We start from the raw sequence: 24,433 nt of genomic DNA, 5'->3' as shown, positions 1-24,433 counted from the left end.
TTATTAAATATTAAGAGGATATCTTGCCAGAAGGATTAATAAGTTTAAACCTCAACATTAATTTTTTACATTATTTCCCTTAAAAACAAAATAAGATACATCTTTAAATTTTTTGAAGAGATTTAATGCAGATATAACTTTTTTACATTTATTCATAGCCAATCTCAAGAGGAAGAAAGGCTAGCATTAGCGCTTGGCTACAAGGCAAGGCCTTTATGAGCTCTGCCAAGATCAACTAGCTTATAATTAAATCTTATAAAAATTAGAAGCCTGCGGCTAAAGTTTATTAAAAAGTTTCTCTATATAATGAGGGAAGGGAAAAAGCTAGTGCCCCCTGAAATCTTTTGTTGGAGGCTAATAATTTTTATGAGTACCTTTTTCTTATATATTAGCCACATAAGTGCTCATGTATGCTTGGCTACATACCATCCTATCCTAAAAAAATAAAGCAATAGAATCCATAAAATGATTGCATAAATATTTTCTTTAAAGGGGAAAGATTGATCTAAAGAAGAATATTGAGGATGTACAGGGGAATACCAAACCCTTTGCTTACGGCCTTTATATGTTTTTAAAGCTTCTTCTGCTGCCCAGGGATTTCGATAAGCCTCATTTTTAAATAAAGTTTTTCCGTAATATTCTTTATTATTCACCGTAAAGCGATAATCTGCTTTAACTACCACACGATCTTCGCTTAGTGACTCGATGGCCCATTAAATGTTTTCTACAGGAGCAGAGGCCGTAAAAGCTAGGTAAAAACAGGTCAAATAAAGCGCTCGAAAAGTAAACCAACCTACCACGCCTGCAGATAAAGATAAAAAGGAAAGCCACAACAGATTTTTATGCATTTTTAAAATATTTTTTAAAAGCTTGCGGAAGAGAAGATTTAAATTGCATCTGTTTGCCATTGATAGGATGATTAAAGCCTAACCCTTGAGCATGCAAGCATAGCCTGCGCACAGGAGTAACCGAAGAACCATACTTAAGGTCTCCTAGCACAGGATGGCCTGCAGCTTTACATTGAACGCGAATTTGGTTTTTTCTTCCTGTTTCTAGAGTAAATTTTACTAACGAATAGTGCTTACTTATTTCTATAACTTGATAATGCGTGATAGCTAAACGACCGCGATCTGGATTTAAAGAAGAGTGTACAAAATAATTTTCATCCTCATAAAGATAGGATTCCCATTTGCCTTGGGATTGCTCCATACGGCCTTCTACAATAGCTATATATTCTCTTACAATATGATGTTCTGCAAAAATTTCTTTTAATTTTTCATAAGCCCTTTCTGAAAAAGCAAATAACATTACACCAGAAGTATCTTGATCCAACCGATGAACAACATAGACCTTACGCGGACGAAAATGTTTTTTTAAAAGAGCATGCGCGGTGTTATCTTTTTCAAAAGCGCTAGTCACACTTAATAAACCCGAAGGCTTATCAATCACTATTAAATGAGAATCTTCATATAATACCCGTAAATCTTGTATATAAGGATCTGGCCTTGCTCCTACGGTAATTGTTTGATTTTTTTTAATCAGCTTGCTACTGACTTTTTCTACACTTTCATCGACATACACCCGTCCCTCTTTTAACCAGGAGCGTAGAGTGGTTTTAGAACTATTTGGGGATAAAAGAGTTAAAGCGTCTAACAATGAAAGATTTTGGTCTAAGGTAAGTTTCATACAATACTTCTTGAGCTTAATGCTATTAAGGATAAATGTTTTTAATACCAAGCATTTCAGTTTGGCTTTGACGAATTATACAGCAATGCCTATAATTTCTTCTTATATAAATTTATGTCATTAAACATTTAAGAGGGAAAATGGCTCAAGCACCTAGTGAGAAAAAAAAAGAAAAACGTTCGTCGGCATTAAAAAGAGATCTTCAAAGCATCAAAAGAAATCAGATTAATAGAGTGTTTAAATCGCAAGTCAGAACAGCGGTACGTACTCTAGAAGAAAATCTTTCCAAAAAAGATGCGGCGTTAAATCATAAGCATTTAAGTGAAATTTACAGCCTAATGGATAAAGGTGTAAAAAAAGGCGTCTATAAAGTTAATAAAGCTAATCGTACTAAAGCACGTTTTGCTGCTCGCGCGGCTAAAGCCTTATAAATACCTTTGCGAAGCACTTGCACCATAAATTTTAGAAGATAAAGGGCAATTGCTCCGCAGCAATATTATTTTGCTAATTTCTCAAGGATATAATTTAATCCTAAGCGATAAGAAAAGCTAATTAGACGGATTAATTTTTTTAACGCTCTCTTTACCCCTGGCTGGAGTTTTTTTCCTACTTGCATAATTCCTGATTGCTCATCTACTGAAAGAGCTGACAATAAAGCAGCTTTTTCTGATTCTTGCATGGTTAAGAAATAGTCCAAATAATCGCCTGTAAAATATCCTCTCCATGATTCCAGCCTTTTTTTTATCCAAGGTGGGTAGCTACCCAAGGCCAAGGATTCTTTAAGATGAGAATGGTAAGAGAAAAAATTTACTTTTCGAAAGCCTAGCGTAAATACACGCTTGCCTTTTTCTATTCTATCCCATTGGTCATAAATATATCCTACCCCTTCGGAATCGATATTGGTAAAATAATGTAAGGAGTCTTGTAGAAAATACTCAGCGGCTGTTAAACGATGGCGATTGAATAAGCGATCGTGTAATATCCAAAGAACTTGATAACCTATTCTAGCATAATCTTGATTGCGCTCCTCTATTTCACGAGCAGAGATGGAGGAACATTGAATTTCTATTATTAAGCCCTCTTTTTCCCAGTACACATCTGCAATGCGATTGATAAGAGGAAATTCTTTTTCTAAGTCACAATCAGGTAAGCAACTTTGTAAATAATGCAGCACCTGTAAATGGACAAGGGATTTGCCATTTTGTCGACAGGATTGATTAGGCTCTAGATGATAAAAGTGCATCTGTCTTAAAAGACCTCCCCGCGACTTGACGAGGCCTAGACATTCCCTACAATAATAATGCAGTCTTTTATCTGCTTGATGAGCAGACACCAGATTTTCTTTTTCATCTAAGGCATAAAAGTGCATAACTTTTTCGCTCGCTTAAAAATCTTTTGACAAAATGCATTTATCCGAGTATGAAGTTAATTTTTCACTGGGACATTATTTAAAAGAAAAAGATGGTATAGATTGACAAAAATCAATATAATAGCTAAATATTCCTATACCCTTTTTAAGGAAATATTGATTGTAATATTACTTTCTCAACGTTTTATGAGCCGACAAAGCTACCCTTTCAATAAGGCTTTTAAACACATATTACACAAAAAATTTGCAATTCGTCAATACCATTACATAAAAGCAACATGAATAAAGATAACTTTAAAAGCAATTTTTCTCACCAACATCAACAGAAAGTGGATGAACTCGTTTCCATTGCTAAAGAGCAAGGGTATATCACCTACGAGGAAATTAACGATATTCTTCCCATGTCTTTTGATTCGCCCGAGCAGATTGATCAAGTGTTGATCTTTTTAAGTGGCATGGACGTCCAAATCCTTAATCAATCTGAAGTTGAGCGCCAAAAGGAGCGTAAGAAAGAAGCGAAAGAATTAGAAGGCCTTCCTAAACGTTCTGAAGGCACTCCTGATGATCCCGTAAGAATGTACTTAAAAGAAATGGGCTCTGTTCCCCTTTTAAGCCGGGAAGAGGAAGTTGAAATTTCCAAACGAATCGAAAAAGCGCAAATCCAAATCGAACGCATCATTATGCGTTTTGGCTACTCCACTGCTGAGACCATAGCAATTGCTCAATATTTGCTACAAGGAAAAGAGCGTTTTGACAAGTGTGTGGCAGAAAAAGAAGTGCCTAACAAGCAAGAGTTTCTTAATCTTTTACCTAAACTATGCGCTCTTCTCAAACAGGAAGAGCAACATCTAGTAGAGCTTCTTAAAAAAATCGATGATCCTGACCTAAATAAAGAGAATAAGCCCTCGCTATTAGAAGAAGTAGAGAAATGTCGTATTCGTACTCAAGCTTACTTACGTCGCTTTCATGTTAGGCATAACATTATTGAAGACTTTGGCGAACTTATCTTAAGAGCCTATGACCGCTTTTTACAATTAGAAAAAGAAATTCAAGAATTAACTCCTCGGGCAGAAAGAAATAAATTTGCTGCTGCCAAGCTAGCCTCTGCCAAACGAAAACTTAAAAAACGTGAAATTGCCGCAGGTAGGACATTAGAAGAGTTTAAAAAAGACGTACGGATGCTGCAGCGTTGGATGGACAAAAGTCAGGAAGCCAAAAGAGAAATGGTCGAGTCCAATTTACGTTTGGTTATTTCTATCGCCAAAAAATATACGAATAGAGGCCTTTCCTTTTTAGATTTGATTCAGGAAGGTAACATGGGCCTTATGAAAGCCGTGGAAAAATTTGAGTATCGACGTGGCTATAAATTTTCTACCTATGCAACTTGGTGGATTCGCCAAGCTGTTACCCGTGCTATCGCCGATCAAGCCAGAACTATCCGCATACCTGTACATATGATTGAAACCATTAACAAGGTCTTACGGGGCGCTAAAAAGTTGATGATGGAAACGGGTAGAGAGCCCAATCCTGAAGAACTTGCTGTAGAGCTGGGTATCACTGCTGAGCGTGTGCGTGAGATTTATAAGATTGCTCAGCATCCTATCTCTTTACAAGCAGAAGTAGGTGATGGAGGAGAGAGTCAATTTGGAGACTTCCTAGAAGATACTGCTGCCGATTCACCAGCAGAAGCCACAGGATACTCTATTTTGAAAGATAAGATGAATGAAGTGCTCTCTACCTTAACGGATCGGGAAAGAAAAGTTCTTATTCAACGTTTCGGATTATTAGATGGTAAGCCTAAAACGCTTGAAGAAGTAGGCATAGAGTTTAATGTAACTAGAGAACGTATTCGGCAAATTGAAGCCAAAGCCTTAAGGAAAATGCGCCATCCTACCCGCTCTAAACAGTTAAAAGCCTTTTTAGATTTGCTAGAGGTTGAATAGAGGGAGTGATTTTTAACTTCCAGCTTTTCTATAAGCGAAAAAGCTAAAGTTATTTTATCGCTTCAACAAAAAAGTAAATGGTAATCATAAAAGGCAGGAGAGGAATAGAATAGGCTCCTTAGCACCCTTTTTACCTGTAGCCCTAAAAATTAATCCATAGGCTGAACTTACTCCTTATCCTTACATTTAAAAAATAAATTTACTCTTTATTTTCAAAAAAGTAGAGGGGCCTTGAAAAGATCCTTGTAAAGCGATATAGTTCAATTCAAATTCTAAATTAATCTTACTTTTACTTCACCCTTCCCAATTTTCATGAGCAGCATATTACCCAGAGAAAAGAACATTGAAGGAGTTGATGCTCAGAAAGCCTTAAAAATTCTTCAACCTGAAGGAAACCTTAGTAAAATTATAAAAGGTTTTGAATCGCGTGAAGAGCAGCAGAAAATGATGCAAAACATCATTGAAGCTTATAATAAAGATCAAATAGCTTTAATAGAAGCAGGAACAGGGACGGGTAAAAGCATTGCTTATCTTATTCCTGCTATCCTCTGGGCAGCCCAAAGAAAAGAACGTTCGGTTATCTCCACGCATACAATCACCCTACAAGAGCAACTTCTTTTAAAAGATATTCCTATCGTAGCCCAAGCGCTTAATATCACTGTCAAAGCAGTGCTTGTAAAAGGGATGCGCAACTATGTTTGCTTGCGAAAAGTGGAAGAAACACGCGCAGAACAACTCCTTCTTGCCCCTCAAGAAGCAGAGGAATTTGCTCGTATTGATGCTTGGGCACATACGACCTATGATGGTTCTAAGTCTTCCTTAACTTTTGAGCCTTCTGGACACTTATGGGACAAGGTCTGTGCAGAAAATGATACTTGCAGTAAAAGCCAATGCCCTTTTTATCAAGACTGCCATTTTTTTAAGGCTCGAAAAGAAGCTAACGAAGCGCATCTATTAATCGTCAATCATCACTTGCTTTTTGCTGATTTGGCTAGCCGTGCTGAATCTAAAAATTATCAAGACCCTTCCATTTTGCCTATTTATACCAAAGTTATTTTAGATGAAGCTCATCATATTGAAGATATTGCTACAGAGTATTTTGCTCAAAAAGTAAATCAGCTAGATCTATTGCGAGTGGTAGGACGCTTAGCAGCAGAAAAAGGCGGTAAAACTCAAGGGAAGTTAGCTCAACTTAAAGAAAAAATTCTTGCTCACTATAATTCTAAAGCGCCCCCAACAGAAATCAGCTCCCTTTTAAGTAAATTCAATATTGATCTTCCAGGCATACGTATCGATCTTCTTAAGCTGATTACTGAAGGCTTTGATAAGCTTCATGCTTTCATTAGCATAGCAAAAGCTGGTATAAGGCCTAATGAAGAACATTCTAATGAAAACAAACTCCGCCTCTTGCCCGAGCATTATAAGCATACTGTATGGGTAGGAGAAATTAAAAGTCATATTCACGCTTTAGCTACTAGCTTACAAAAGTATGTACAAGTAATCAGTAGCATCGAAAATGCTCTTAAAGCGCTAGGTCAAGAGCCTCTTAATGAAGTTTCTAAGGGTATTCGTTATGAAATCGAAGCTCTTTGCGGGCGATTGGCAGACGCGAGTTTTATCCTGCAACAGTTTGTAGATACAGCTCCCCCTCCTAGTAAAGTAAGGTGGATTGAAGCCCAGCTGCTTAAAACAATGATTAATGTAAATATTGCAGATGCCGAATTAGATATTGCAAAAGCTTTAGCCGAGTATTTATTCAAACCCTTTAGTAGCGTAGTTCTTTGCAGTGCTACCTTGGCTACCAATAAGCAATTTACTTTTACCAAGCAACGCTTAGGGCTTACTCCTTCTTACATAAGCAAGCTTACGCTAACCGAAAACATCTATGATTCTCCTTTTGATTACCGCAAGCAAGCTTTATTAGCTATCCCTAACGATATTCCTAATCCTCTTGATAGCAGGTTTAATTTAGCAGCAGCAGAGAAAATTTGGGAATGCATTCAGGCCAGCCATGGAAACGCTTTTGTGCTTTTTACTTCATACAATATGCTTAAAATATGTTGCCAAGTTCTGCAAGCACGTCTTCAGCAATATAAATATACTCTTTTTAAACAAGGCGATGACAATCGTCAAACCCTGCTTAATAAATTTAAAAAGACCGATCGATCTGTGTTATTTGGAACAGACTCATTTTGGGAAGGAGTCGATGTAGTAGGAGAGGCACTTCGCTGTGTCATTATTGTTAAACTACCCTTTAAGGTACCTACCGAACCTATTACTCAAGCACGTACCGAGGCAATTTTAGCTAAAGGGGGCGACCCTTTTATGGAGTATTCTTTACCTAATGCAATCGTGAAATTCAAACAAGGTTTTGGTCGTCTTATTCGTAACAAAAATGATAGAGGTTGTATTGTATGCTTGGACACACGGTTGATTACAAAAAAATACGGACAGCAATTTTTGAATAGCCTCCCTCCTTGCCAGCATATTTTTATTCCCAGTGAGAAGTTACGCGAATATATGCAAAATTTTTATAAAAAAACTACCTATCTAGCTAAAAATAATTCTAGCTAAAAGGATAAAGTCTATTAGACTTAATTTAAAAACTTTTGTTAATAGAGTTGTTTTAGCTAGAGGCTAAAGAGCTTAAAAAACCTTCTATAAATTTAAAATAAAAATTTTAAATATTCGAAGACTAGCGAACTAGGCTTAATTTAGAGCTGCTTGCTTGAAGCTATTATATAAATAAACCTTTCAAGTCAAGCTTTTCTCGCAGGTCTATGCTGCAAGATTGTCAAACATCTAATCTGATCTAGCTAGCGTATAAAAGCTATTATACGCTTTCAAGCTATTTCTTATGTAATCCGATAGTTTATAAAACTGCTCTCATTAAGTAGAGAGGCAACTTTCAGAGGATTAGGTATGCAGACTTAGTTTTTTTAAAGCGTATTACCTGCTGGCTTAAGTTCTAGATAAAGATTAAGTTTATGAAAACGAAGACTTAAGAAAAAGAGGATTAAAACTTAAAATACGAATATTGGAATCTGTTGCAAGAACAATCATACTTCCATCTTTAGAAAAAACCACGCGTATTTCATTATAAATAGTGCTGGCGCTTTTTAAATTAGCAAATTGTACCCCTTCTGCTACTGTCCAAAGATTCACTTGTCCTTGGAAATTAGTCGTTACAAGGACACTACCATCAGGGCTAAAAAACACACTTTGTACTTCCTTCTCGTGTTTAAGGTAATGGATAGCTTGTCCAGAACAGATGTCCCAAAGGATAGCATAATTCTTCTGACATGCTGCGGCAAGCTTACTTCCATCAGGTGTAAAAGCGACCTTATTGACTTCCCCAGCGTGTTTAAAGGTATGAAGAAGTTTGCCACTCACAGCCTCCCAAAGGCGCACGGTATGATCTTGTGAAGCCGTTGCTAGTAAATTTCCATCGGGTGAAAAGCAGCAATCCCATAAGTCTCCTTCATGGTTTAATGTATAGAGAAGCTCACCAGTAGGCACTTTACAAACACGTACAGTTTTTTCTTCAAAGATGGTAGCGAGTAACTCTCCATGAGGAGAAAAAACGTTTTCATAAATTTCCCCATCATAATTAAAAACATGGATAGGTTGACCCTTGGCAATGTCCCAAAGATGTAATTTGTTGTTATCGTCTTCTACCGTAAGAGTTCTTCCATCAGGTGAAAAAATTGCATGAATGATCTCTTCATTATGGGAAAAGATATGTAAGCATTCTCCTGTAGAGATTTTCCAAAGGTGCACCAATCTATCATCCGAAAGGATGGCAAGCATCTTTCCATCCCCGGAAAAAACTGCATGGATCACCATGCCTGTATGTCCTTTAAGATTGTGGACAAGTGCAGAGGTAATGATATTCCAAAGATGAACAGTACCATCCGAAGAGGCTGTCGCTAGTAGGCTTCCATCGGGCGAAAACAAAGAGCAAATGTCACCCTTAAGCTGGGTAGGAGAATCCTGAAACCGACCGCGGGCTAAATTCCATAGACGCGTTTTGTCAGCAACTTCTACTAATAGAAAGCCAGCACTATCAGAAAAATCAAAGAATGTTTTCCCCCCTACATACGGTGGTAGCTCAATTTCTTTTTGAATTTTTCCTGCTTTTAAGTTGTTTTGGGTTACAAAGCTATTAATATACATAGCCCTAGTATATGACGAATTAGGTGAAGTAAAAAATGGAAAATCATAACGATAAAGGGAGGTCCAAAGAATAGGGTCTTCTTTTATCCTATTCCACTGGCGACATACCATGCCTGCATGAACTAAATCTTTCGTAGAAAGATAGGAAAAAATAAGGGTAAGAAGCTCTTCGGGTAAGCGCAAAATGGGTGAGGAAAAAGAATAAGAAGGATTTAGCAGAGTAGGGGGGAAATAAGATAAATTATTAATTTGCATTTATGTAACTTAATTATTCAAATTCAATATAAAAAAATTATCTATTCTTATATTTTTATAATATTTAAAAGTCAAGAAATAAAAATTAATTATCAATAATAATAAAAACTTAAATAATCAATAGCATTCTCTTAGGTATTAAAATAAGCTAAAATATAGGCTGTTTAGCTGGAGCCTAGTATGGCAAAAAAAGCTTATCCTAGCACATTAAATAATCAAGAATGACAAGTTCTTGAATATATTGTATACAAAAAAAGCTGGCAGGCCACTTAAGCCCTCTAAACGAGAGATGCTCAATGCCAACATTTTACATCTTGAAGACAAGTTGCTAATGGACAGATCTTCCTTATGATCTTCCATCTTGGAAATCAGTTTATCCTTTAATTTATTGATGAAAACAGAGCCATTTATTCGAACAAATTAACACTTATTTAAGACATTCGCTTTGCCAAAGGGTGGGTAGATTAATAGAACTTAAGTGTAGCTATAGTCGATAGCCAAAGTGTCAAAACTATTGAAAAAAGGGCTCTGCTGATACGGAGAGGGTATGAAAGTTAAAGGTAGGAAAAGACGCCTATTGGTGGATCAACTATTAATGCAGCTATAGTATGCAGCATGGTTTGCAATGACAGAAATGAGCTAAATGCGCTGTTTTATTTTTTCCCTAAAAAAGTTCCATGGCAAAAAAATATTTGCCCGTACAAGATATAGCGGGAAAAGATGGAACTTAGATCAAAATATAAGTTAGCTCAATATTTAAAAAATAAATATATAGCTGAATTTTAATATCCAACGCAATTGAAAATAAAAATTTACTTTCATAAGGGCTTATTTATCATTTTCTTTTAGCTATTCTTTTTCCTATCCCTCTCACTTAAAGCAAAAAATAACCTTAATGTAAAATAGCCTTGCTACATAACTTTCAGGAAGTTTTTTAGACATTAAACTACAAGGCTATTCTTTAAAATGGCTGGTGGCAGCTAGCGTAAGTTAAAGTACTTAAGCCAAGCAAAATTTTCAAGAAAGTTAGCAAAAGCATGGGAACCTTACTCGTTTCCGATTTAAAGATTCCTCAAATTTTTTAGCTCGTCTACTTACCTTATCTGCTCACTCCTTGCAAGAAAGCACAACACAGATTCTTGGGAAAAACATTTCCATTTTTTGTACTCTACGAATTTACCCCAGTCCTAATGAATGTTTCACGTTAGCCCTATCCAATCATTTTTTATTGTAAAAAAGGAAAAGGTGAAAGAGGGAAAACTTGAGGATTTACCAGAGGCACAATAATTAATTCTAAAATCATTCTTTCCTAACAAGACCTAAGAAGGATGTAAAGATTATCTGCATGCGGTTTGCAGAAAATTCTGCCCTAGCAGTTTTTGAATGCTTTGTTACAGCTCACATAGGCATGATGTTGCCTACACAGCAATAATGCGTTTCTAGTTCAGGGGTTTATCCAGGTTAGTCAGAAGGTAAGAAGATGGCTGGCTAGATAATACAATGCAAGCCTTGCTTTAGCTTGCTGGAATGTTAAATTGGCAACATTTAGCAATGGTGATTTTTTTAGTAGGGAAAAAGAGGGAACTAATGATTGATCATAGGTTAAAGGAAAAGAAATAAGCAGCGCCTATGGGTTGAGGCAAAGGGCTTGCTATATTTCTCAAGCATCTAGCTGCCTTGGAGACCTAGCCTTGAATGGTTGAACTTTTAATTAACCAAGTTTACCATTCATCAATAAGATAAAAAATTTATTAAATTTATCTCTACTTTACAAACAATAGGATGGTAAGTTGGCCGAGCCGCATTTTGGCTTCAAAGGAAAGGGGGACAGGCCCTGTTTTAAGGGAAAAGAAAAATAATAAAAAGCTTATTCTTATATTAAGTTAATAAAATTGTGTATTGCCTCCCTTAATGAGGCAGCATAGTAAGCCTAGAATTAAAAAGAGGAAGGAAAGACAATTAGTTTGTGGTAAACTCAAATTAAAGTTATAGAAGGTAAAAAAAAGGCAAGCATCCTATGGTTGAAGAAGATCGCCCAGATCCAGAAGCTTTACTTCAGTTGATTAACCGGGAAGAAGAAAAAAGTAAAGGAGGAAAACTTAAAATTTTTTTTGGGATGGCTGCTGGCGTAGGTAAAACTTATGCGATGCTAGAGGACGGTCAACAACGTCGCTTAGAAGGAGTAGATATTGTCATAGGTGTCATTAACACCCATGGACGAAAAGAGACCGCTGCTCTTACGGATGGTTTGGAAAGTATTCCTGAAAAATCCATTAGCTATAGAGGAAACATTTTCACAGAGCTTGATATAGATACCATTATCAAACGCAAGCCTCATATCGTTCTTATAGATGAACTAGCGCATACCAATGTTCCTGGGTCGCGCCATACGAAACGATGGCAGGATGTAATAGAGATCCTTGAAGCAGGAATCGATGTTTACACCACCTTAAATGTTCAACATATTGAAAGCCGTAAGGATGTAGTGGAAGAAATTACAGGCATTGTAATCCGTGAAACTGTTCCTGATAGCCTTATAGAAAGAGCTTCTCAAATCGAGTTAGTGGATATCACTCCTACGGGACTTTTAAGGCGCCTTAAAGAAGGGAAAGTTTATATAGGGCCTCAATCTGAAATTGCTGCAAAAAATTTTTTCCAAGTTGATCGATTAACGGCTTTAAGAGAGATAGCGCTGCGGCTAACAGCAGAAAAAGTGGATCACGATCTGCATGGATTACTGCCTAGTGCTGAAAGATCTAGCTTATGGAAACCTTCTGAACGCCTAATGGTAGCGATTAGCTCCAGCCCTCATTCTCAACGCTTAATTCGCCTTGCACGCCGTTATGCCTTTACCCTAGACGCTCCTTGGATTGCTTTGCATGTCGATAATGGGAAGAAGCTAAGTGAAAAGGATCAGAAACAGCTAGCCAAAAATCTCTCTCTCGCTAGAGAACTCGGAGCAGAAGTTATCACAACTGCAGATACTTCTATAGGAATAGCCTTAAAAAGGATGGCCAAACAAAAAAACGTTACTCAAATTATTATTGGTCGTCCACAGAACACCTTGTTTAAAAAATTGATGGGAATGAGTAATCTTCTTGATATCCTCAATCAAGAGGCTAGCGGTATCGATGTACATGTAATCCATCATGATGCCTCTGTTCCCCTAAATGCATCTCCCTGGGCTAAAGTAGAATTTACAAGCACCTATAAAGATTATGGATGGGCCCTTTTTTTTACCCTACTTATAGCTATGCTAGGGGGAGTATGCTCCTTGTACCTAAGCTACCAAATGGTAGGATTTATTTTCTTTTTTTTCTTTTTAGGCTTTAGCCTATTCCTAGGAAAAGGTCCGCTTGTTTTATCGGCCACAATTTTTTCTTTGATTTGGTCCATGCTCTTTTTACCTTCTTTTAATTCACCTTATTTTGGAGAAATGGAAATAGGTTTATTTTTATCTTTTGCAGCCGCTACTTGCGTTTTAAGCATCCTTACTGACCGCATTAAAAAACGCGAGCAACTGCTTAGGCATCGAGAAGAAAAATCACAAGTGCTGTATGAAATTGTAAAGGAACTAGCTACCACTTCTTTTAATAAAGAATTATTTTTATCTATCTGTGCTCGCCTAAATAACTTGCTAGACGGAAGAGCCGAAATTTTTCTGAAAAAAGTTGATGATGGTCTTATGATCCATGTCGAGACCGATTTGCTAAAAGATGAAAAAGAGAAAGCGGTGGCTACCTGGGTATTTGAAAACACAAAAATGGCAGGATGGTCTACAGATACATTATCATCCGTGAATAATCTTTACCTACCCTTAAAAGGATTTAAAGAAACAGTAGGCATTCTAGCTTTTCGACCTAATTTCCCTAAAGTGATACAACAAGAAGAAATAACTCTTCTTCAAACAATTTGCCAACAGGTAGCTCATTATGTGGAAAGAACCTTTAAAGAAGAAAAGTTAAGAAAAAATGAATATCTTAAACAGATTGAAAAAGTTCAACATAACATTCTAAGCTCTCTTTCTTTAGAGTTTAAGACACCCCTACATTCAATCAGGGGGGCAGCACGTGAACTAAAAAGTGCGGAACTTGCCAAGAATGCAGAGCTTCGTTCGCATAAGATTCAACAGATTGAAGAATCCTCTAATTATTTAAATCGCATGGTAGAGAATATAGTGACTATGTCTCAATTAAGCACAGGCTTTCTCAAAGTCTCCAAAAAATTACTAAGCCTCTCTGAAGTGATTGAAGCGAGCGTAGCAAGCTTACAAAAAAACCTTGAAAAACATATCATAAAAGTTGAAGTCGATAAAGATATCCCTCCTATTTATTATGATTTTTCTTTGATAGAACTTCTTCTTTGTAACTTATTAATTAATGCTGCTGCTTACTCTCTGCCAGGTAAAGAAATTTTAATTTCTTCTCATAAGATGGAAAACTTTGTTCTTCTTTCTGTCGCGGATGAAGGGCCAGGCATTCCTCTTAATTTTATTCCTCGGCTTTTTGAAAAATTTTATCGAATTCCTGGCACGCCATCTAATGGAATGGGTTTGGGGCTAGCCGTAGTAAAAACAATCGCGGATCTTCATCAAGCAAAAATTGAGGTTCATAATCGCCCTAAAAGAGGAACAGTGTTCACTCTCTATTTTCCTCTAGAGAACCAGTAAAAATTATGAAGAGATACAAATAAACATTTATACACATTACTTTTATATAAGAAATTTCTGCCAATTATCTTAGATATCCCCCCACCCTATATGCTGTCCAAAAAACCTTGCCTATAACTCAATCTAGCAGTAGATATTTTCAGGCATATTAATTAATAAGATGCACTAAGCTCATTAAGCAAGCATAACTTTTTTTAGTTTAGGCTCTTTTAAATGGTAGAAATAGTTGGATTAAAAAACGTCTGGCTAAAAGAAAATCGAAGAGAGCGGATGAAAAAAATTCATTCTTGTTGACATGGATTTGATTACTTTGATACCTTGGGGGGGTAGGGTATATATTTATAACACAAAAAGTATTTATGAAAAATTTAAAGGGTGAACATACACAAGCCAAGCCCCCCTCTTATCATGATCAACTCTCGCATTTAAATAGAATAAGCGGGCAGTTAGAAGGAATAAAAAAGATGATTAAAGAGGAAAGGTATTGCCCGGAAATCTTAACTCAGCTTAGAGCCATCCGTTCGGCTGTAAAAAGCATTGAAAGGCGGATCTTGGATAACCATCTATCCTCCTGCGTGACCGAAGCCTGCCTTTCTCAAAATCAAGAAGAGCAAAAAAAGAAAATTGAAGAGATTAGAATATTGATTAAACGATTTGATTGAATTTTAAGCATAAAGTAATTCGAGATAGCATAAGAAGGGAGGAAACATCTTCATTATCACGAGAGCCTTTCCGCAATCAAAATGAATGGGGAGCAGGGCAGTGATTGATCTGGGGGAAAATTAGAGTCTTTAGAGTTGTTCAAAATAATAATTAGAATTAATTAATAATTTAAAAAGGAAAAAAACATGAAAATTTTACTAAGTTTCTTAGGTGCTTCTTTTTTAGCAGCTAGTTTTCTTACTGCTGCTCCAGCTATGAATAACTGCGAGTGCTCACAGTGTACTTGCACTCAAGATAAGCATTGTGGATGTTATGCTAAATCGGGATGCCACGGTTTATCCCCGACCGCTACAGGGGAAGAATCTTCTCAAGAAAAAAATTCTAGTATTGCTAATTAAAATCCTTGAGAATCTCCTTATTCCCTTTCTAAATGCATTTTAGAAATGTTTAAAGAAAAAAAAGACATTTCTAAAATGCTCTCTTAAAATCGTTAATGGATACAATGCTTATCCACTTAAGCCAAGCTCTCTATAATTAATAAAAGGCATTCCTTTTCTATATATCATAGAAAGTTAAGGAAATAGGAATTAAAAGAATGAGCTTCAAAAAAAGGTTTATTTGAAGAGCGGGGTTTAATGCACGTTGAGGATCCTTACGCATGTTAGCTTTTCTAGCTCCATACAACACTTTTAGAAGGTTGATAATTTCTTAAGATGCGGTGCAGCTACCAGAAAAAGACCTGAAAAGTTTCAGAATGAGTTGCTTATAAAGAACAAAGCTAAAGAATTTTCCCTTGCAATAAATAAAAAAACAAATAAAACTGGAGTAAGTATCTAAATTTAAAGGGGCCTTAACAATCATTCGATTAAGTGGTAAGATTCTAAGATAGCCTTTGCTAGAGGAAACGAGTTATTAGCCTTGTATGCCAAAAAGCGTAAGTGCGTGGCTCAAAGGCTTAAATTACCTAGGTAGTTATTTTAAGGAAAATTTAAATCTAATTAATTACAAGACATCTAATTTTAAATAAACAAAATGCGAAGGGCTTATTAATGGACTTAGAGAATGATTTTTTATTAAGCTACCAGGCCTTAAAGCCTTTTAGAGAGGATTTTGGACAAAATGTACCCAGAGTTTACAAGCAGGCTAACTGGAAAGGGAGAGTTTACTGCTTTATTCAATTAATCAGTTCCCCAATCACAGCTTTATTTAAAGTAGGGAGAAAAGTTGGAGCTGTTGCAAGCTTAGTTGCCACTGTGGCTAGCTTAAGTCTATACCTTATTACAAAATGTTTAGGGAAGCTTTGGAAAAGAAAGCCTATAAAGCGACAGGATGTGTTGAATGAAGCTGCAAATATTAAAAAACTTACCTTATATGCGTTAGATCTATCATTAGCGTTAGTCTTGTCTCCTATTGGCATATTGGCCTCTAGAGTACGCTATCTTATAGGAATAATTTACCCACCTTTAGCTTTCTCTCCAAGCTTTTTGGTAATAAAAATTTGATAATTTTTTATATAAATATTAAATTTTTTGCTGGAGAAAAGCCTAAACAATGCCACCTCTATAGAAAAAACTCTTAATAATTTTGTTTAAAAAACTTCGTTTATTCACTCCTTTAAAAAAATTAGCCTTTGAAGGCTTCTCTTTCCTTGAAAACAGCTTTAAATATATGCCCTCAAGAGAGAGTTGATCACCACGCCTATAAGAAAGCGCCCGCCCCTTTTTTTGATAAAATAAAAGCAAATTTAAAGCAGAAGAAGCATAATGCTTAGCTATCCTGAAGATTTGAACGACCAAGAATGGGAAGGAATCGAGCATATTTTTTGCTGTTTTCTATGGAAGAAGACTTTATGCCCCTTCCAAACAAGGCATATTAGTTGCTATTCTTTAGGTAAATCATCCAGGATGCTAATAAAGATAGCTTCCTCATGACTTTCCTCCCGGGAAAGCTATGTTTAATGATTTCCCTAGGCGGAAGCTTACCGGGAAATTTGAAAAGATGAATACATACCCATGCAAGAAGAAAAGAATGTCAATGGAAAAAAGAAGGGCCGCCAGCAGACTTAAGGGATAGTCAGAGCATGAAAAATGCAAGCCATGGCAGTCTAAAAGGCTAAGATGGAGGGAGGAAAAAAATTAGAGGAAAAGAAAGACATTTTTCATTAAATATTTAAAGGTTTTTTAATAGATTGCCATCTAACAGCAGCCAGCCTCTCTGATAAAGAAGGCTTAAGAAGACTTTTTAATTGCAATCAATGCAAATGCTTAGAAAAAGTATGGGTAGATCAAGGCTATCAAGAAGAAGAGATAAAAGCCACGGGCTAAAATTAGGGTAAGGAAGCTGAAGTAAAAAAAATGCTAGGTAGGACAGGCTTCTCTATGAAAGCTGGAATGCCATGTGTATTTCTTAACAGAAGGAATCTAATGTTTTTCCTCAAAGCTGGAGAATAGAGAGAACTTTAGCATGAATAAACAAAAACTAGAGGTTCTTAAGGATTAAGAATAGTTACCTACAACTTCGCAAGCTGTGATTTATAACTCAATATTTAGGGCTAGGTTAAGGAGAGAATAAGCCTCAGGGTAACTTCTCAGGAGATAATTTGAAATTGTGAATAAGAGTTAGAAGGCTGGCTATAATTAACTTCTAAGCATGCTATATAGCTACTTCCAAAGTGTGCTTGGATAAGAGAAAGCAATTTTTCTAATTTTTCCTTAGGGCCTTGTGCTATAATTTCTACTCTTCCATCTTTAAGATTACGCACGGTGCCTGTAAGCCCCAGTTGAGAGGCATAATGAAGAGTAGTCGATCGAAAACCGACACCTTGCACGTGTCCCGAGACTAAAGCATGTAATTCTAATAGCTCGTGGAAAGGATTCAATGTATTCATTTTTTATAATTTAAGAGGTTATCATAAATAGCGCTGCTGCCAACCCCGTCCCTTTCTGTGGGCTGAATATCTTTAAGTTTAAATAATATCTTCATAAAATTGCCAATTTTTTTAACAAGATATCTCACCTTCAGATTGATCATTAATTTCATTTTCATTCATTTCCCCTAGAGGGAAGTTTAAAATCAAATCTTGTACCTGCTCTATTGATTCGGCTCTACTTATTTGTTCCCTAAAAGCTCGTGTTCCAGCAGATTTTTTTAGATACCAACAACCTACTCGACGCATGTCTACTACAGCACGGCGTGTCTGTTGATAATTAATCGTATAATTGAAATGCTCAAGCAAGGCCTGTCGGCAATCTTCTAGAGTACGGCTCCTAGGCTCTTCCCCTTGAAGCTTTCTAATGATATCTTCTACGATCCAAGGTTGGCCTAAAGTTCCGCGGGAGACAAGGATGGCGTCGCAGCCGGTATGCTCAAATATTTTCTCTGCAGCCAAGGCATCAAATATATCTCCATTTCCAATAATTTTGATCGATTGTGCAACCTCTTTGCATGCCTTAATCCAATCCCAATTGGCCGCTCCTCGGTAACCCTGTTGGCGTGTACGGCCATGAATACATATAGCTTTTGCACCGGCTTGCTCTGCTATTTGTGTGATCAAAGGAGCATTGATAAGATTTTCATCCCAGCCAGCTCGTATCTTGACAGTCACGGGAATCTTAACAGCCGCCACCATTTTTTCTAAAACCTCTCCAATCAAGGCAGGATTTTTCATCATTCCAGATCCACTTCCATCCTTAGTCACCTTATCGACAGGACAGCCACAATTTAAGTCGACAACATCAAAACCTAAATCTTCAATAATTTTTGCAGCCTGGCCGGCAATTTCTGGTTTACTTCCACAGATTTGCCCTCCAATAGGATGCATGCGGCGAGCATAATCCAAAATATGAAAGGTTCCTTGGTCAAAGCGCACCAGGGCATCCATTTTGACCATTTCACAATATATCAATCCCGGATGATAATTAGCTGACATTTGACGAAAAGGATAATCAGAGCATCCCGCCAAAGGTGCATAGAAGATATTATTAGGAAGCTGAATAGCCCCTAGCTGAAAAGGCACCTGGAGAAATGATGTTCTGTCTTTCATCGAATTAAAAAAATAATTAAATCTTTAAGAAGATTTAGGCTAAAAAAAGCAAGAATGGGGCTAATATCCACCATTCCGAAAGGAGGAATAATTTTTCGAAAAAGATTGAGATAAGGATCTGTATAGAAAGCTATAAATTGCATAAATCTATATTGCATGAGTTGCGGTGCCCAAGAAGAAATAATTCTGCCAAAAAGCATCAGCATATAGATTTGAAAAAGCAGATCAACAATAGGAATAAGCCACATAAAAAATAAGGGGTAGTAAATTATTAGGACTCTAATATATAAAAAAAAGTCTTTTCTGTCTAAGAACTTTAACCTATAATAGGACCTTTGTTGGGGAATATTTTAAGCTTAGGAAAAAGCGCATGTTGGATAAGCCAGAGGCTTCTATTACATTAGGCCTGGAGCTAGAAAAAACCGTTTTGAGGGGCATTCAACTAACCTACAATAAAGGAAAGCCCACTTTTAGCAAGCTTTTTGAAATAACAGGAAAGTTTGATAATGTAAATCCGCTTTACATTTATGAAGAGCACCCTGATTTGCAAAAAAGCCTTCAGAAAGATTTAGTAATCACAGCGTTAGATACCCCCGAAGTGCTTATACGCCACCTCGAAATAAAATTAAAAAAAGAAAAAGATATAGAACAAGTATTAGCTTTTCAAGCCGAACCTCTGCTACCCTATCCTTCAGATCATGCTGTCTTAGATTATCTTAAGATTGGCCATTCAGAAGAGGGGTCTTTATTAACTGTTTTAGCAGCCCGTAAAGACTACATCCAAAAACATCTACAACACTGTTCCCAGCTTCGAATAGAACCCGAGGTTATTACCGCTTTACCCGCTGCTTTATACAATTTTGCTATCACCTGCGTGTCTTCGCCTAACCCTTATTGTATCATACATCTTGGTACTCAGCAATCTACAGCCGTACTTATACAAGATTCCAAGCTTATAGCTGCTCAGTCCATTTTAGGAGGTGTACAACCACTTAAAGAAGCCTTGATAGAAGGAGAAGATGGTTCGATTAATTTTGCTGACCCTCACGGTAACTTACTGGGCGCCAATCAGGCCGTTCCTACTTACCAAGCTTGGGAAAGTTTGCGCCTAGAAATTAAACGTGTAGTTTTTTCTCTCTCCAAACAAGCCAGGGGGCAGGAAGTTAAAGAATTATTAATTACTGGTTCCACTTCTTTAATTCCCAACTTAGGAGCCTCTTTAGCTTCAGATTTAAGAATGCAACAAATTTTTCCACAACCCGAGATTTTTCCTCAATTAACTGTGGATAAAATGCAAGAATTTGCAGCGCCCTTAGGCATAGCTTTAGCGGGTCTTCCTCTTCTAAAAGACAAAATTAATTTTCGTAGACAGGAATTTTCCTATCCTCATCCTTGGAAAAGATTGACCAAATCTTTATATGCCTATGCAGGCTTATGTATCGCTTTAGCTTTAGCTTTATATATATTTACTCAATCTTATCTTGCTTATCATCTCGATAAGGTTAGGCAAGATTATATTGAACTCTTACAGGTTATGAATAAGCCCTACGCTAATTTTGAGAGCTCTTACGAAGGAAATAACTCTTTATTTAATGCTTCTGATAGCCAAGCTAAAGACATTTTAGAGCTCTCTGAAAAAGATCTTTTAGAACGAGTCCATTACCTTGAAAAAAACTTACAGAGAAACCCTGATATTTTTCCCCTTTTACCGATCGTTCCTAAAGTAAGCGATGTTTTAGCCTGGTTAAGCACACAAGATGTCCTTATAGGAAAATGTAAAGGGGAAAAACTTCCTTTACCACCCATTCAAATAGAGAGCTTTCATTACGCTTTAGTTAAAAGACCAGAACACCATAAAAAGCAGGAAAAATATCAGGTAAAAGTTGAAATTGAGTTTACAAGTTCAATACCCAAGCAAGCACGCGAATTCCATGATGTATTGATCGAGCCCAATTCCTTCGTAGATCCTAAAGGAGAAGTAAAATGGAATAGCAGCCATGGTCGCTATAGAACATCGTTTTACTTAAAAGATAAAACTCTTTATTCCTCTTCTTCATAAGGATAACAATAATAATTAAAATGTTAGAAAATATTCCTCGTAAGCGACTTCTCTTTTATGGTTTGTTCATCGGATTGCTGCCCTTAATTTTTGTGGCTCTGCATTTTTATTCACAATTAGAAAAGTTGAATCACCTGAAAGAGACTATCCATTGCACCCATGACACAGCTATCATGCGTGAAAAGAAGCAAGCCACCAATATGGCTGTTATCCAGCACTTTCGTGAAGCTGATCATCATTATATTGATAAATATTTGGAAAGCTTGGTTTTCCTTGAAACGGAAATTGAAAGTCTCCAAAAACTTGAAAACAGCAAAAATTTTGCTTTCGATGATGCCTTAAAAAAAAGATTAGAACATTTAACCAATAATAATAGCTTAGCCTTTACCGAAGGGGTCGTACAATCCTATCCTCTTTTTCAAGAAACTACCGAAACACTTGTCCATCCTGTGGAAGTGGATGTGGAAGATATCCAAAAAATTTTATCTCGCATTGAAGCTATCCCTATTGGACCCTACGCTCCTCCTTCTCATCCCCCTCAACTTCTTATTTTAGATTTCAAAATTAATAGAAAAAATATTTCCGAAAATAATGAAGCTTTCAGCCTAGATTTAAAACTATTAAAAAGAGAATTTCTTTAGACTTTATGAAACAACTTAAACTCCTACCACTTCTTATCTTTCTTGTCTGTATAGCTCAGGGATGTATACCTACCAGCCTCAGGAATGAACAGCCAGCTTTGATTAGCATCAACTTAATTGACCGCAATGGGCTTAATGAGACTATTACCAATAAAGAGCGCTTGAATCAATACGAAAATGTAAATTTTCTAGGAGCTCAACCTTATCAAAAAGTTTTAAGAGTCTATCAAAAAGATAGCCAAGGAAGCTCTCCAGCCTATATTACTACCTACTATGAAAATGGACAGCCTCGGCAATATTTAGAAGCTGTCAACAATCGTGCTTATGGGTTTTACCGAGAGTGGTATAAAGATGGCACTTTAAAGCTTGAAGTTACTCTTATTGGAGGGATTGCAGATTTAACATCTAGCGCTGAAAAAAGCTGGCAATTTGAAGGATGCGCACGCGCGTGGGATGAAAATGGTAACATTCAGACAGAAATAACTTATGAAAAGGGGTTGTTAGAAGGAGATTCTATTTACTATCATCCAAATGGAAGGATATGGAAACGTATTCCTTTTCACAAGAATCAAGCGAATGGCATAGCAGAATACTATCTTGATAATGGTCAACTTTTACAAACGATCATTTTTTGCAACGGAGCTCGCCATGGTGAAGCTATACGCTACTGGCCGCCAAAAAAAATTGCTGCTCAGGAATATTTTGACCAAGGACTATTGGTTACTGGCCAATATTTTGATAGAGAAGGTAGTCTCATAGCTGAAATTATCGAGGGCGAAGGATATCGAGCCATCTTTAATAAAAAAAATGTGCAAGAATTACAGCAATTTCAAGGAGGAGTTTTACAAGGTAAAGTAAAAATTTTTGATGAAAGCAATCGTCTTCAGCGCCTTTATCATATAGAAAATGGGTTAAAAAATGGGGAAGAATATGAGTATTTCCTTTCAAAAGGCTTAAAAGAGGCGCGCCCCAAATTGTTAATCAATTGGTATCAAGGTAAAATTAATGGGTATGTAAAAACCTGGTATGAAAATGGTACCATCGAGAGTCAGCGAGAAATAGTCAATAATAAACGCAATGGATTAGCTACAGCTTGGTATCAAGATGGAAGTTTGATGCTTATCGAAGAATATGACCGAGACCTAATTATGAAAGGTGAATATTACAAAAAAGGGGATAAAAATCCGATAAGCGAAATTTTAAATGGCCAAGGAGTAGCTACTCTTTATGATGGAGAGGGCCGTTTTATTCGAAAAATTCATTATTATAATGGGAAGCCTCAGGAATAGCTAAATTTTTCCTTGCTTTTTTCTTATTTATAAGGTATAAATTAGCTACCGTTGAAAGACGCTCTCTTCTTAAAAAAATAGCTTTTAATTAAATAAATCAGTAAAAACTTAAAAAAATGCTTGGGCAAATCAATTTTTTCATACCAAGCATTCATGCTTTTTCTCTTTATCTATTCGTATAAATTTATTATTCTTTCTTTGGATTTTTATTAAAATTGGAGATTATTATGGCTCAAGCTAACGATGCAGAACGTAAAAAAGCACTCGATTTGGCAGTTAGCCAAATTAAAAAGCAATTTGGCGATGGTGCCATTATGTCGCTCGGCAAACACTCTTCCGAGCGAGAAATTAGTGTAATTAAAACTGGCGCCCTTTCTTTAGATGTAGCTTTAGGCATTGGGGGAGTTCCCAGAGGACGCGTAGTGGAAATTTATGGGCCTGAATCTTCAGGTAAATCTACTTTAGCATTACATATAGTTGCTAATGCGCAACGTAATGGTGGTGTAGCGGCTTATATTGATGCAGAGCATGCTTTAGACCCTGGCTATGCGACTAAGATCGGGGTTAATATTGATAATCTATTAATTTCCCAACCTGATAGTGGAGAAGAAGCTTTGAACATTGCGGAAGCATTAGCTCGTTCGAATGCTATCGATGTAATTATCATCGACTCTGTAGCAGCCTTAGTGCCTAAATCAGAGCTTGAGGGGGAAATCGGCGATACTCACGTAGGTTTGCAAGCACGTATGATGTCCCAAGCTTTACGGAAGCTAACATCTGCTCTAGCTAAAAGCAACACTTGCGCTATTTTTATTAACCAAATTCGTGAGAAGATTGGGGTCATGTATGGCAACCCTGAGACCACCACAGGGGGAAGAGCTTTAAAATTTTATTCTTCTGTACGCTTGGATATTCGCCGCACAGCAGGAATTAAAGGAAATGAAAATGTAGAGATTGGTAATCGCGTACGAGTCAAAGTAGCAAAAAATAAAATGGCCCCTCCCTTCTTAACTGCTGAGTTTGATATTCTGTTCAACGAGGGCATTTCTCGCACCGGAACAGTTATTGACATGGCAGCTGAATACAATATTGTAGATAAAAAGGGTGCGTGGTTTAGCTACAAAGGCCAACGTCTAGGGCAAGGTAGAGAAGCCGTTAGAGAAGAGCTTAAGAATAATACCAAGTTGCTAGAAGAGCTGGAAACTTTAGTATTAGAGCATCTTAATAATAAGATTGCAGCCAAAACAAGTAAAGCCTCCGAATCTGAAGAATCTTTAGCAGAGCTTATGGAAGTTTAATTGTAATCTTTAAGCCGCAAGGCTTAGGGCCCTTTTCATTTAGGACTTTTGCCTACTTTGGCAAAAGTCCTTTTTGCATTTCACCTTTTTCAAATAAAATCTTCCCCCTTCAATTTTTAATAGTACGTTCTTAAGAAGCTCCTTCTGCAGTCGCATGTTTTATAAGTGAAAGCTCCTTAGCTGATAGAACAGCTTTCAGAGGGTTGGGTATACTGCCTTAATTTTTCAAGCGTCTATAGTTTTTTTAAGCATATAAATGTTAAGTTAAGAGAATGTAAGGCTGCTTCTAACTTTACCTATTTCGCGCTATATCCTATCGGTAAATATTTACTTTGGCCTACCG

At 36.7% G+C, this 24,433-nt stretch carries 17 protein-coding genes; 10 read left to right on the top strand and 7 right to left on the bottom strand.

Features of this window, described 5'->3' with window-relative positions; genetic code table 11:
- Window positions 1-404: 404 nt before the first annotated feature.
- Window positions 405-683, bottom strand: coding sequence for a hypothetical protein (locus DB42_RS02150; RefSeq protein WP_044881532.1), 279 nt, complete (start codon window positions 681-683; stop codon window positions 405-407).
- Between the two features lie 157 nt (window positions 684-840).
- A complete protein-coding gene (locus tag DB42_RS02145) occupies window positions 841-1,686 on the bottom strand; it encodes an RluA family pseudouridine synthase (RefSeq protein ID WP_044881531.1) in 846 nt (281 codons plus the stop codon).
- A 140-nt stretch (window positions 1,687-1,826) separates the two neighbouring features.
- Here DB42_RS02145 and rpsT point away from each other — a divergent pair, with 140 nt between their 5' ends.
- A complete protein-coding gene (gene rpsT / locus DB42_RS02140) occupies window positions 1,827-2,117 on the top strand; it encodes a 30S ribosomal protein S20 (RefSeq protein WP_044881530.1) in 291 nt (96 codons plus the stop codon).
- A gap of 65 nt (window positions 2,118-2,182) precedes the next feature.
- Here rpsT and DB42_RS02135 read toward each other — a convergent pair whose 3' ends face one another.
- Window positions 2,183-3,055, bottom strand: coding sequence for a competence protein CoiA (locus tag DB42_RS02135; RefSeq protein ID WP_052435912.1), 873 nt, complete (start codon window positions 3,053-3,055; stop codon window positions 2,183-2,185).
- A 278-nt stretch (window positions 3,056-3,333) separates the two neighbouring features.
- Here DB42_RS02135 and DB42_RS02130 point away from each other — a divergent pair, with 278 nt between their 5' ends.
- Both DB42_RS02130 and DB42_RS02125 read left to right on the top strand, forming a co-directional pair.
- Entirely contained in the window at window positions 3,334-4,998 is a 1,665-nt protein-coding gene (locus tag DB42_RS02130; protein ID WP_042238503.1) for an RNA polymerase sigma factor, read from the top strand.
- A 312-nt stretch (window positions 4,999-5,310) separates the two neighbouring features.
- Window positions 5,311-7,572 (top strand): ATP-dependent DNA helicase, encoded by a 2,262-nt coding sequence (locus DB42_RS02125; protein ID WP_044881529.1) that lies wholly within the window; start codon window positions 5,311-5,313, stop codon window positions 7,570-7,572.
- A gap of 411 nt (window positions 7,573-7,983) precedes the next feature.
- On the opposite strand, the gene DB42_RS02120 is transcribed toward DB42_RS02125, so the two are convergent.
- Window positions 7,984-9,429, bottom strand: coding sequence for an F-box/WD40 repeat-containing protein (locus tag DB42_RS02120; protein WP_044881528.1), 1,446 nt, complete (start codon window positions 9,427-9,429; stop codon window positions 7,984-7,986).
- A 2,017-nt stretch (window positions 9,430-11,446) separates the two neighbouring features.
- Between DB42_RS02120 and DB42_RS02115 the strand changes: the two genes are divergently transcribed.
- From DB42_RS02115 to DB42_RS02105, 3 genes are all read left to right on the top strand, one after another.
- Window positions 11,447-14,098, top strand: coding sequence for an ATP-binding protein (locus DB42_RS02115; RefSeq protein ID WP_044881527.1), 2,652 nt, complete (start codon window positions 11,447-11,449; stop codon window positions 14,096-14,098).
- A gap of 359 nt (window positions 14,099-14,457) precedes the next feature.
- Window positions 14,458-14,760, top strand: a complete 303-nt coding sequence (locus DB42_RS02110) for a metal-sensitive transcriptional regulator (RefSeq protein WP_044881526.1) — start codon at window positions 14,458-14,460, stop codon at window positions 14,758-14,760.
- A gap of 186 nt (window positions 14,761-14,946) precedes the next feature.
- Entirely contained in the window at window positions 14,947-15,159 is a 213-nt protein-coding gene (locus tag DB42_RS02105) for a hypothetical protein (RefSeq protein WP_044881525.1), read from the top strand.
- A 2,189-nt stretch (window positions 15,160-17,348) separates the two neighbouring features.
- Here DB42_RS02105 and DB42_RS02090 read toward each other — a convergent pair.
- The 3 genes from DB42_RS02090 to DB42_RS02080 all read right to left on the bottom strand — a co-directional run bounded on the left by DB42_RS02090 (window position 17,349) and on the right by DB42_RS02080 (window position 19,051).
- Window positions 17,349-17,648: an acylphosphatase gene (locus tag DB42_RS02090; protein ID WP_044881522.1), complete on the bottom strand. Its 300-nt coding sequence runs from the start codon at window positions 17,646-17,648 to the stop codon at window positions 17,349-17,351.
- Window positions 17,649-17,759: 111 nt separating this feature from the next.
- Window positions 17,760-18,803, bottom strand: a complete 1,044-nt coding sequence (gene dusB, locus DB42_RS02085) for a tRNA dihydrouridine synthase DusB (protein WP_044881521.1) — start codon at window positions 18,801-18,803, stop codon at window positions 17,760-17,762.
- On the bottom strand, window positions 18,800-19,051 hold the full coding sequence (locus DB42_RS02080) for a YggT family protein (protein WP_039386519.1): 252 nt from the start codon (window positions 19,049-19,051) through the stop codon (window positions 18,800-18,802). Before DB42_RS02080 ends, dusB begins: the two co-directional genes overlap by 4 nt.
- Before the next feature lie 122 nt (window positions 19,052-19,173).
- On the opposite strand from DB42_RS02080, the gene DB42_RS02075 reads away from it, so the two are divergent.
- The 4 genes from DB42_RS02075 to recA all read left to right on the top strand — a co-directional run bounded on the left by DB42_RS02075 (window position 19,174) and on the right by recA (window position 24,090).
- On the top strand, window positions 19,174-20,862 hold the full coding sequence (locus DB42_RS02075; RefSeq protein WP_044881520.1) for a pilus assembly protein PilM: 1,689 nt from the start codon (window positions 19,174-19,176) through the stop codon (window positions 20,860-20,862).
- 20 nt (window positions 20,863-20,882) lie between these two features.
- A complete protein-coding gene (locus DB42_RS02070) occupies window positions 20,883-21,503 on the top strand; it encodes a hypothetical protein (RefSeq protein ID WP_044881519.1) in 621 nt (206 codons plus the stop codon).
- Between the two features lie 5 nt (window positions 21,504-21,508).
- Window positions 21,509-22,792, top strand: a complete 1,284-nt coding sequence (locus tag DB42_RS02065; protein WP_044881518.1) for a toxin-antitoxin system YwqK family antitoxin — start codon at window positions 21,509-21,511, stop codon at window positions 22,790-22,792.
- Between the two features lie 227 nt (window positions 22,793-23,019).
- A complete protein-coding gene (gene recA / locus DB42_RS02060; RefSeq protein WP_044881517.1) occupies window positions 23,020-24,090 on the top strand; it encodes a recombinase RecA in 1,071 nt (356 codons plus the stop codon).
- The last annotated feature ends 343 nt before the right edge of the window (window positions 24,091-24,433 follow it).

This window comes from Neochlamydia sp. EPS4, from assembly GCF_000813665.1.
Taxonomy (GTDB): domain Bacteria; phylum Chlamydiota; class Chlamydiia; order Chlamydiales; family Parachlamydiaceae; genus Neochlamydia.
Note: the sequence above shows the minus strand (reverse complement) of the source record. Positions and strands in the feature narration are given on the sequence as shown.

Bases quoted from the DNA above. Each gene is read 5' to 3' on its own strand.
- rpsT (WP_044881530.1), top strand. From the start codon at position 1,827: ATGGCTCAAGCACCTAGTGAGAAAAAAAAAGAAAAACGTTCGTCGGCA.
- DB42_RS02065 (WP_044881518.1), top strand. From the start codon at position 21,509: ATGAAACAACTTAAACTCCTACCACTTCTTATCTTTCTTGTCTGTATA.
- DB42_RS02105 (WP_044881525.1), top strand. From the start codon at position 14,947: ATGAAAATTTTACTAAGTTTCTTAGGTGCTTCTTTTTTAGCAGCTAGT.
- DB42_RS02135 (WP_052435912.1), bottom strand. From the start codon at position 3,055: ATGCACTTTTATGCCTTAGATGAAAAAGAAAATCTGGTGTCTGCTCAT.
- dusB (WP_044881521.1), bottom strand. From the start codon at position 18,803: ATGAAAGACAGAACATCATTTCTCCAGGTGCCTTTTCAGCTAGGGGCT.
- recA (WP_044881517.1), top strand. From the start codon at position 23,020: ATGGCTCAAGCTAACGATGCAGAACGTAAAAAAGCACTCGATTTGGCA.
- DB42_RS02130 (WP_042238503.1), top strand. From the start codon at position 3,334: ATGAATAAAGATAACTTTAAAAGCAATTTTTCTCACCAACATCAACAG.
- DB42_RS02080 (WP_039386519.1), bottom strand. From the start codon at position 19,051: ATGTGGCTTATTCCTATTGTTGATCTGCTTTTTCAAATCTATATGCTG.
- DB42_RS02115 (WP_044881527.1), top strand. From the start codon at position 11,447: ATGGTTGAAGAAGATCGCCCAGATCCAGAAGCTTTACTTCAGTTGATT.
- DB42_RS02110 (WP_044881526.1), top strand. From the start codon at position 14,458: ATGAAAAATTTAAAGGGTGAACATACACAAGCCAAGCCCCCCTCTTAT.
- DB42_RS02090 (WP_044881522.1), bottom strand. From the start codon at position 17,648: ATGAATACATTGAATCCTTTCCACGAGCTATTAGAATTACATGCTTTA.
- DB42_RS02120 (WP_044881528.1), bottom strand. From the start codon at position 9,429: ATGCAAATTAATAATTTATCTTATTTCCCCCCTACTCTGCTAAATCCT.
- DB42_RS02125 (WP_044881529.1), top strand. From the start codon at position 5,311: ATGAGCAGCATATTACCCAGAGAAAAGAACATTGAAGGAGTTGATGCT.
- DB42_RS02145 (WP_044881531.1), bottom strand. From the start codon at position 1,686: ATGAAACTTACCTTAGACCAAAATCTTTCATTGTTAGACGCTTTAACT.
- DB42_RS02075 (WP_044881520.1), top strand. From the start codon at position 19,174: ATGTTGGATAAGCCAGAGGCTTCTATTACATTAGGCCTGGAGCTAGAA.
- DB42_RS02070 (WP_044881519.1), top strand. From the start codon at position 20,883: ATGTTAGAAAATATTCCTCGTAAGCGACTTCTCTTTTATGGTTTGTTC.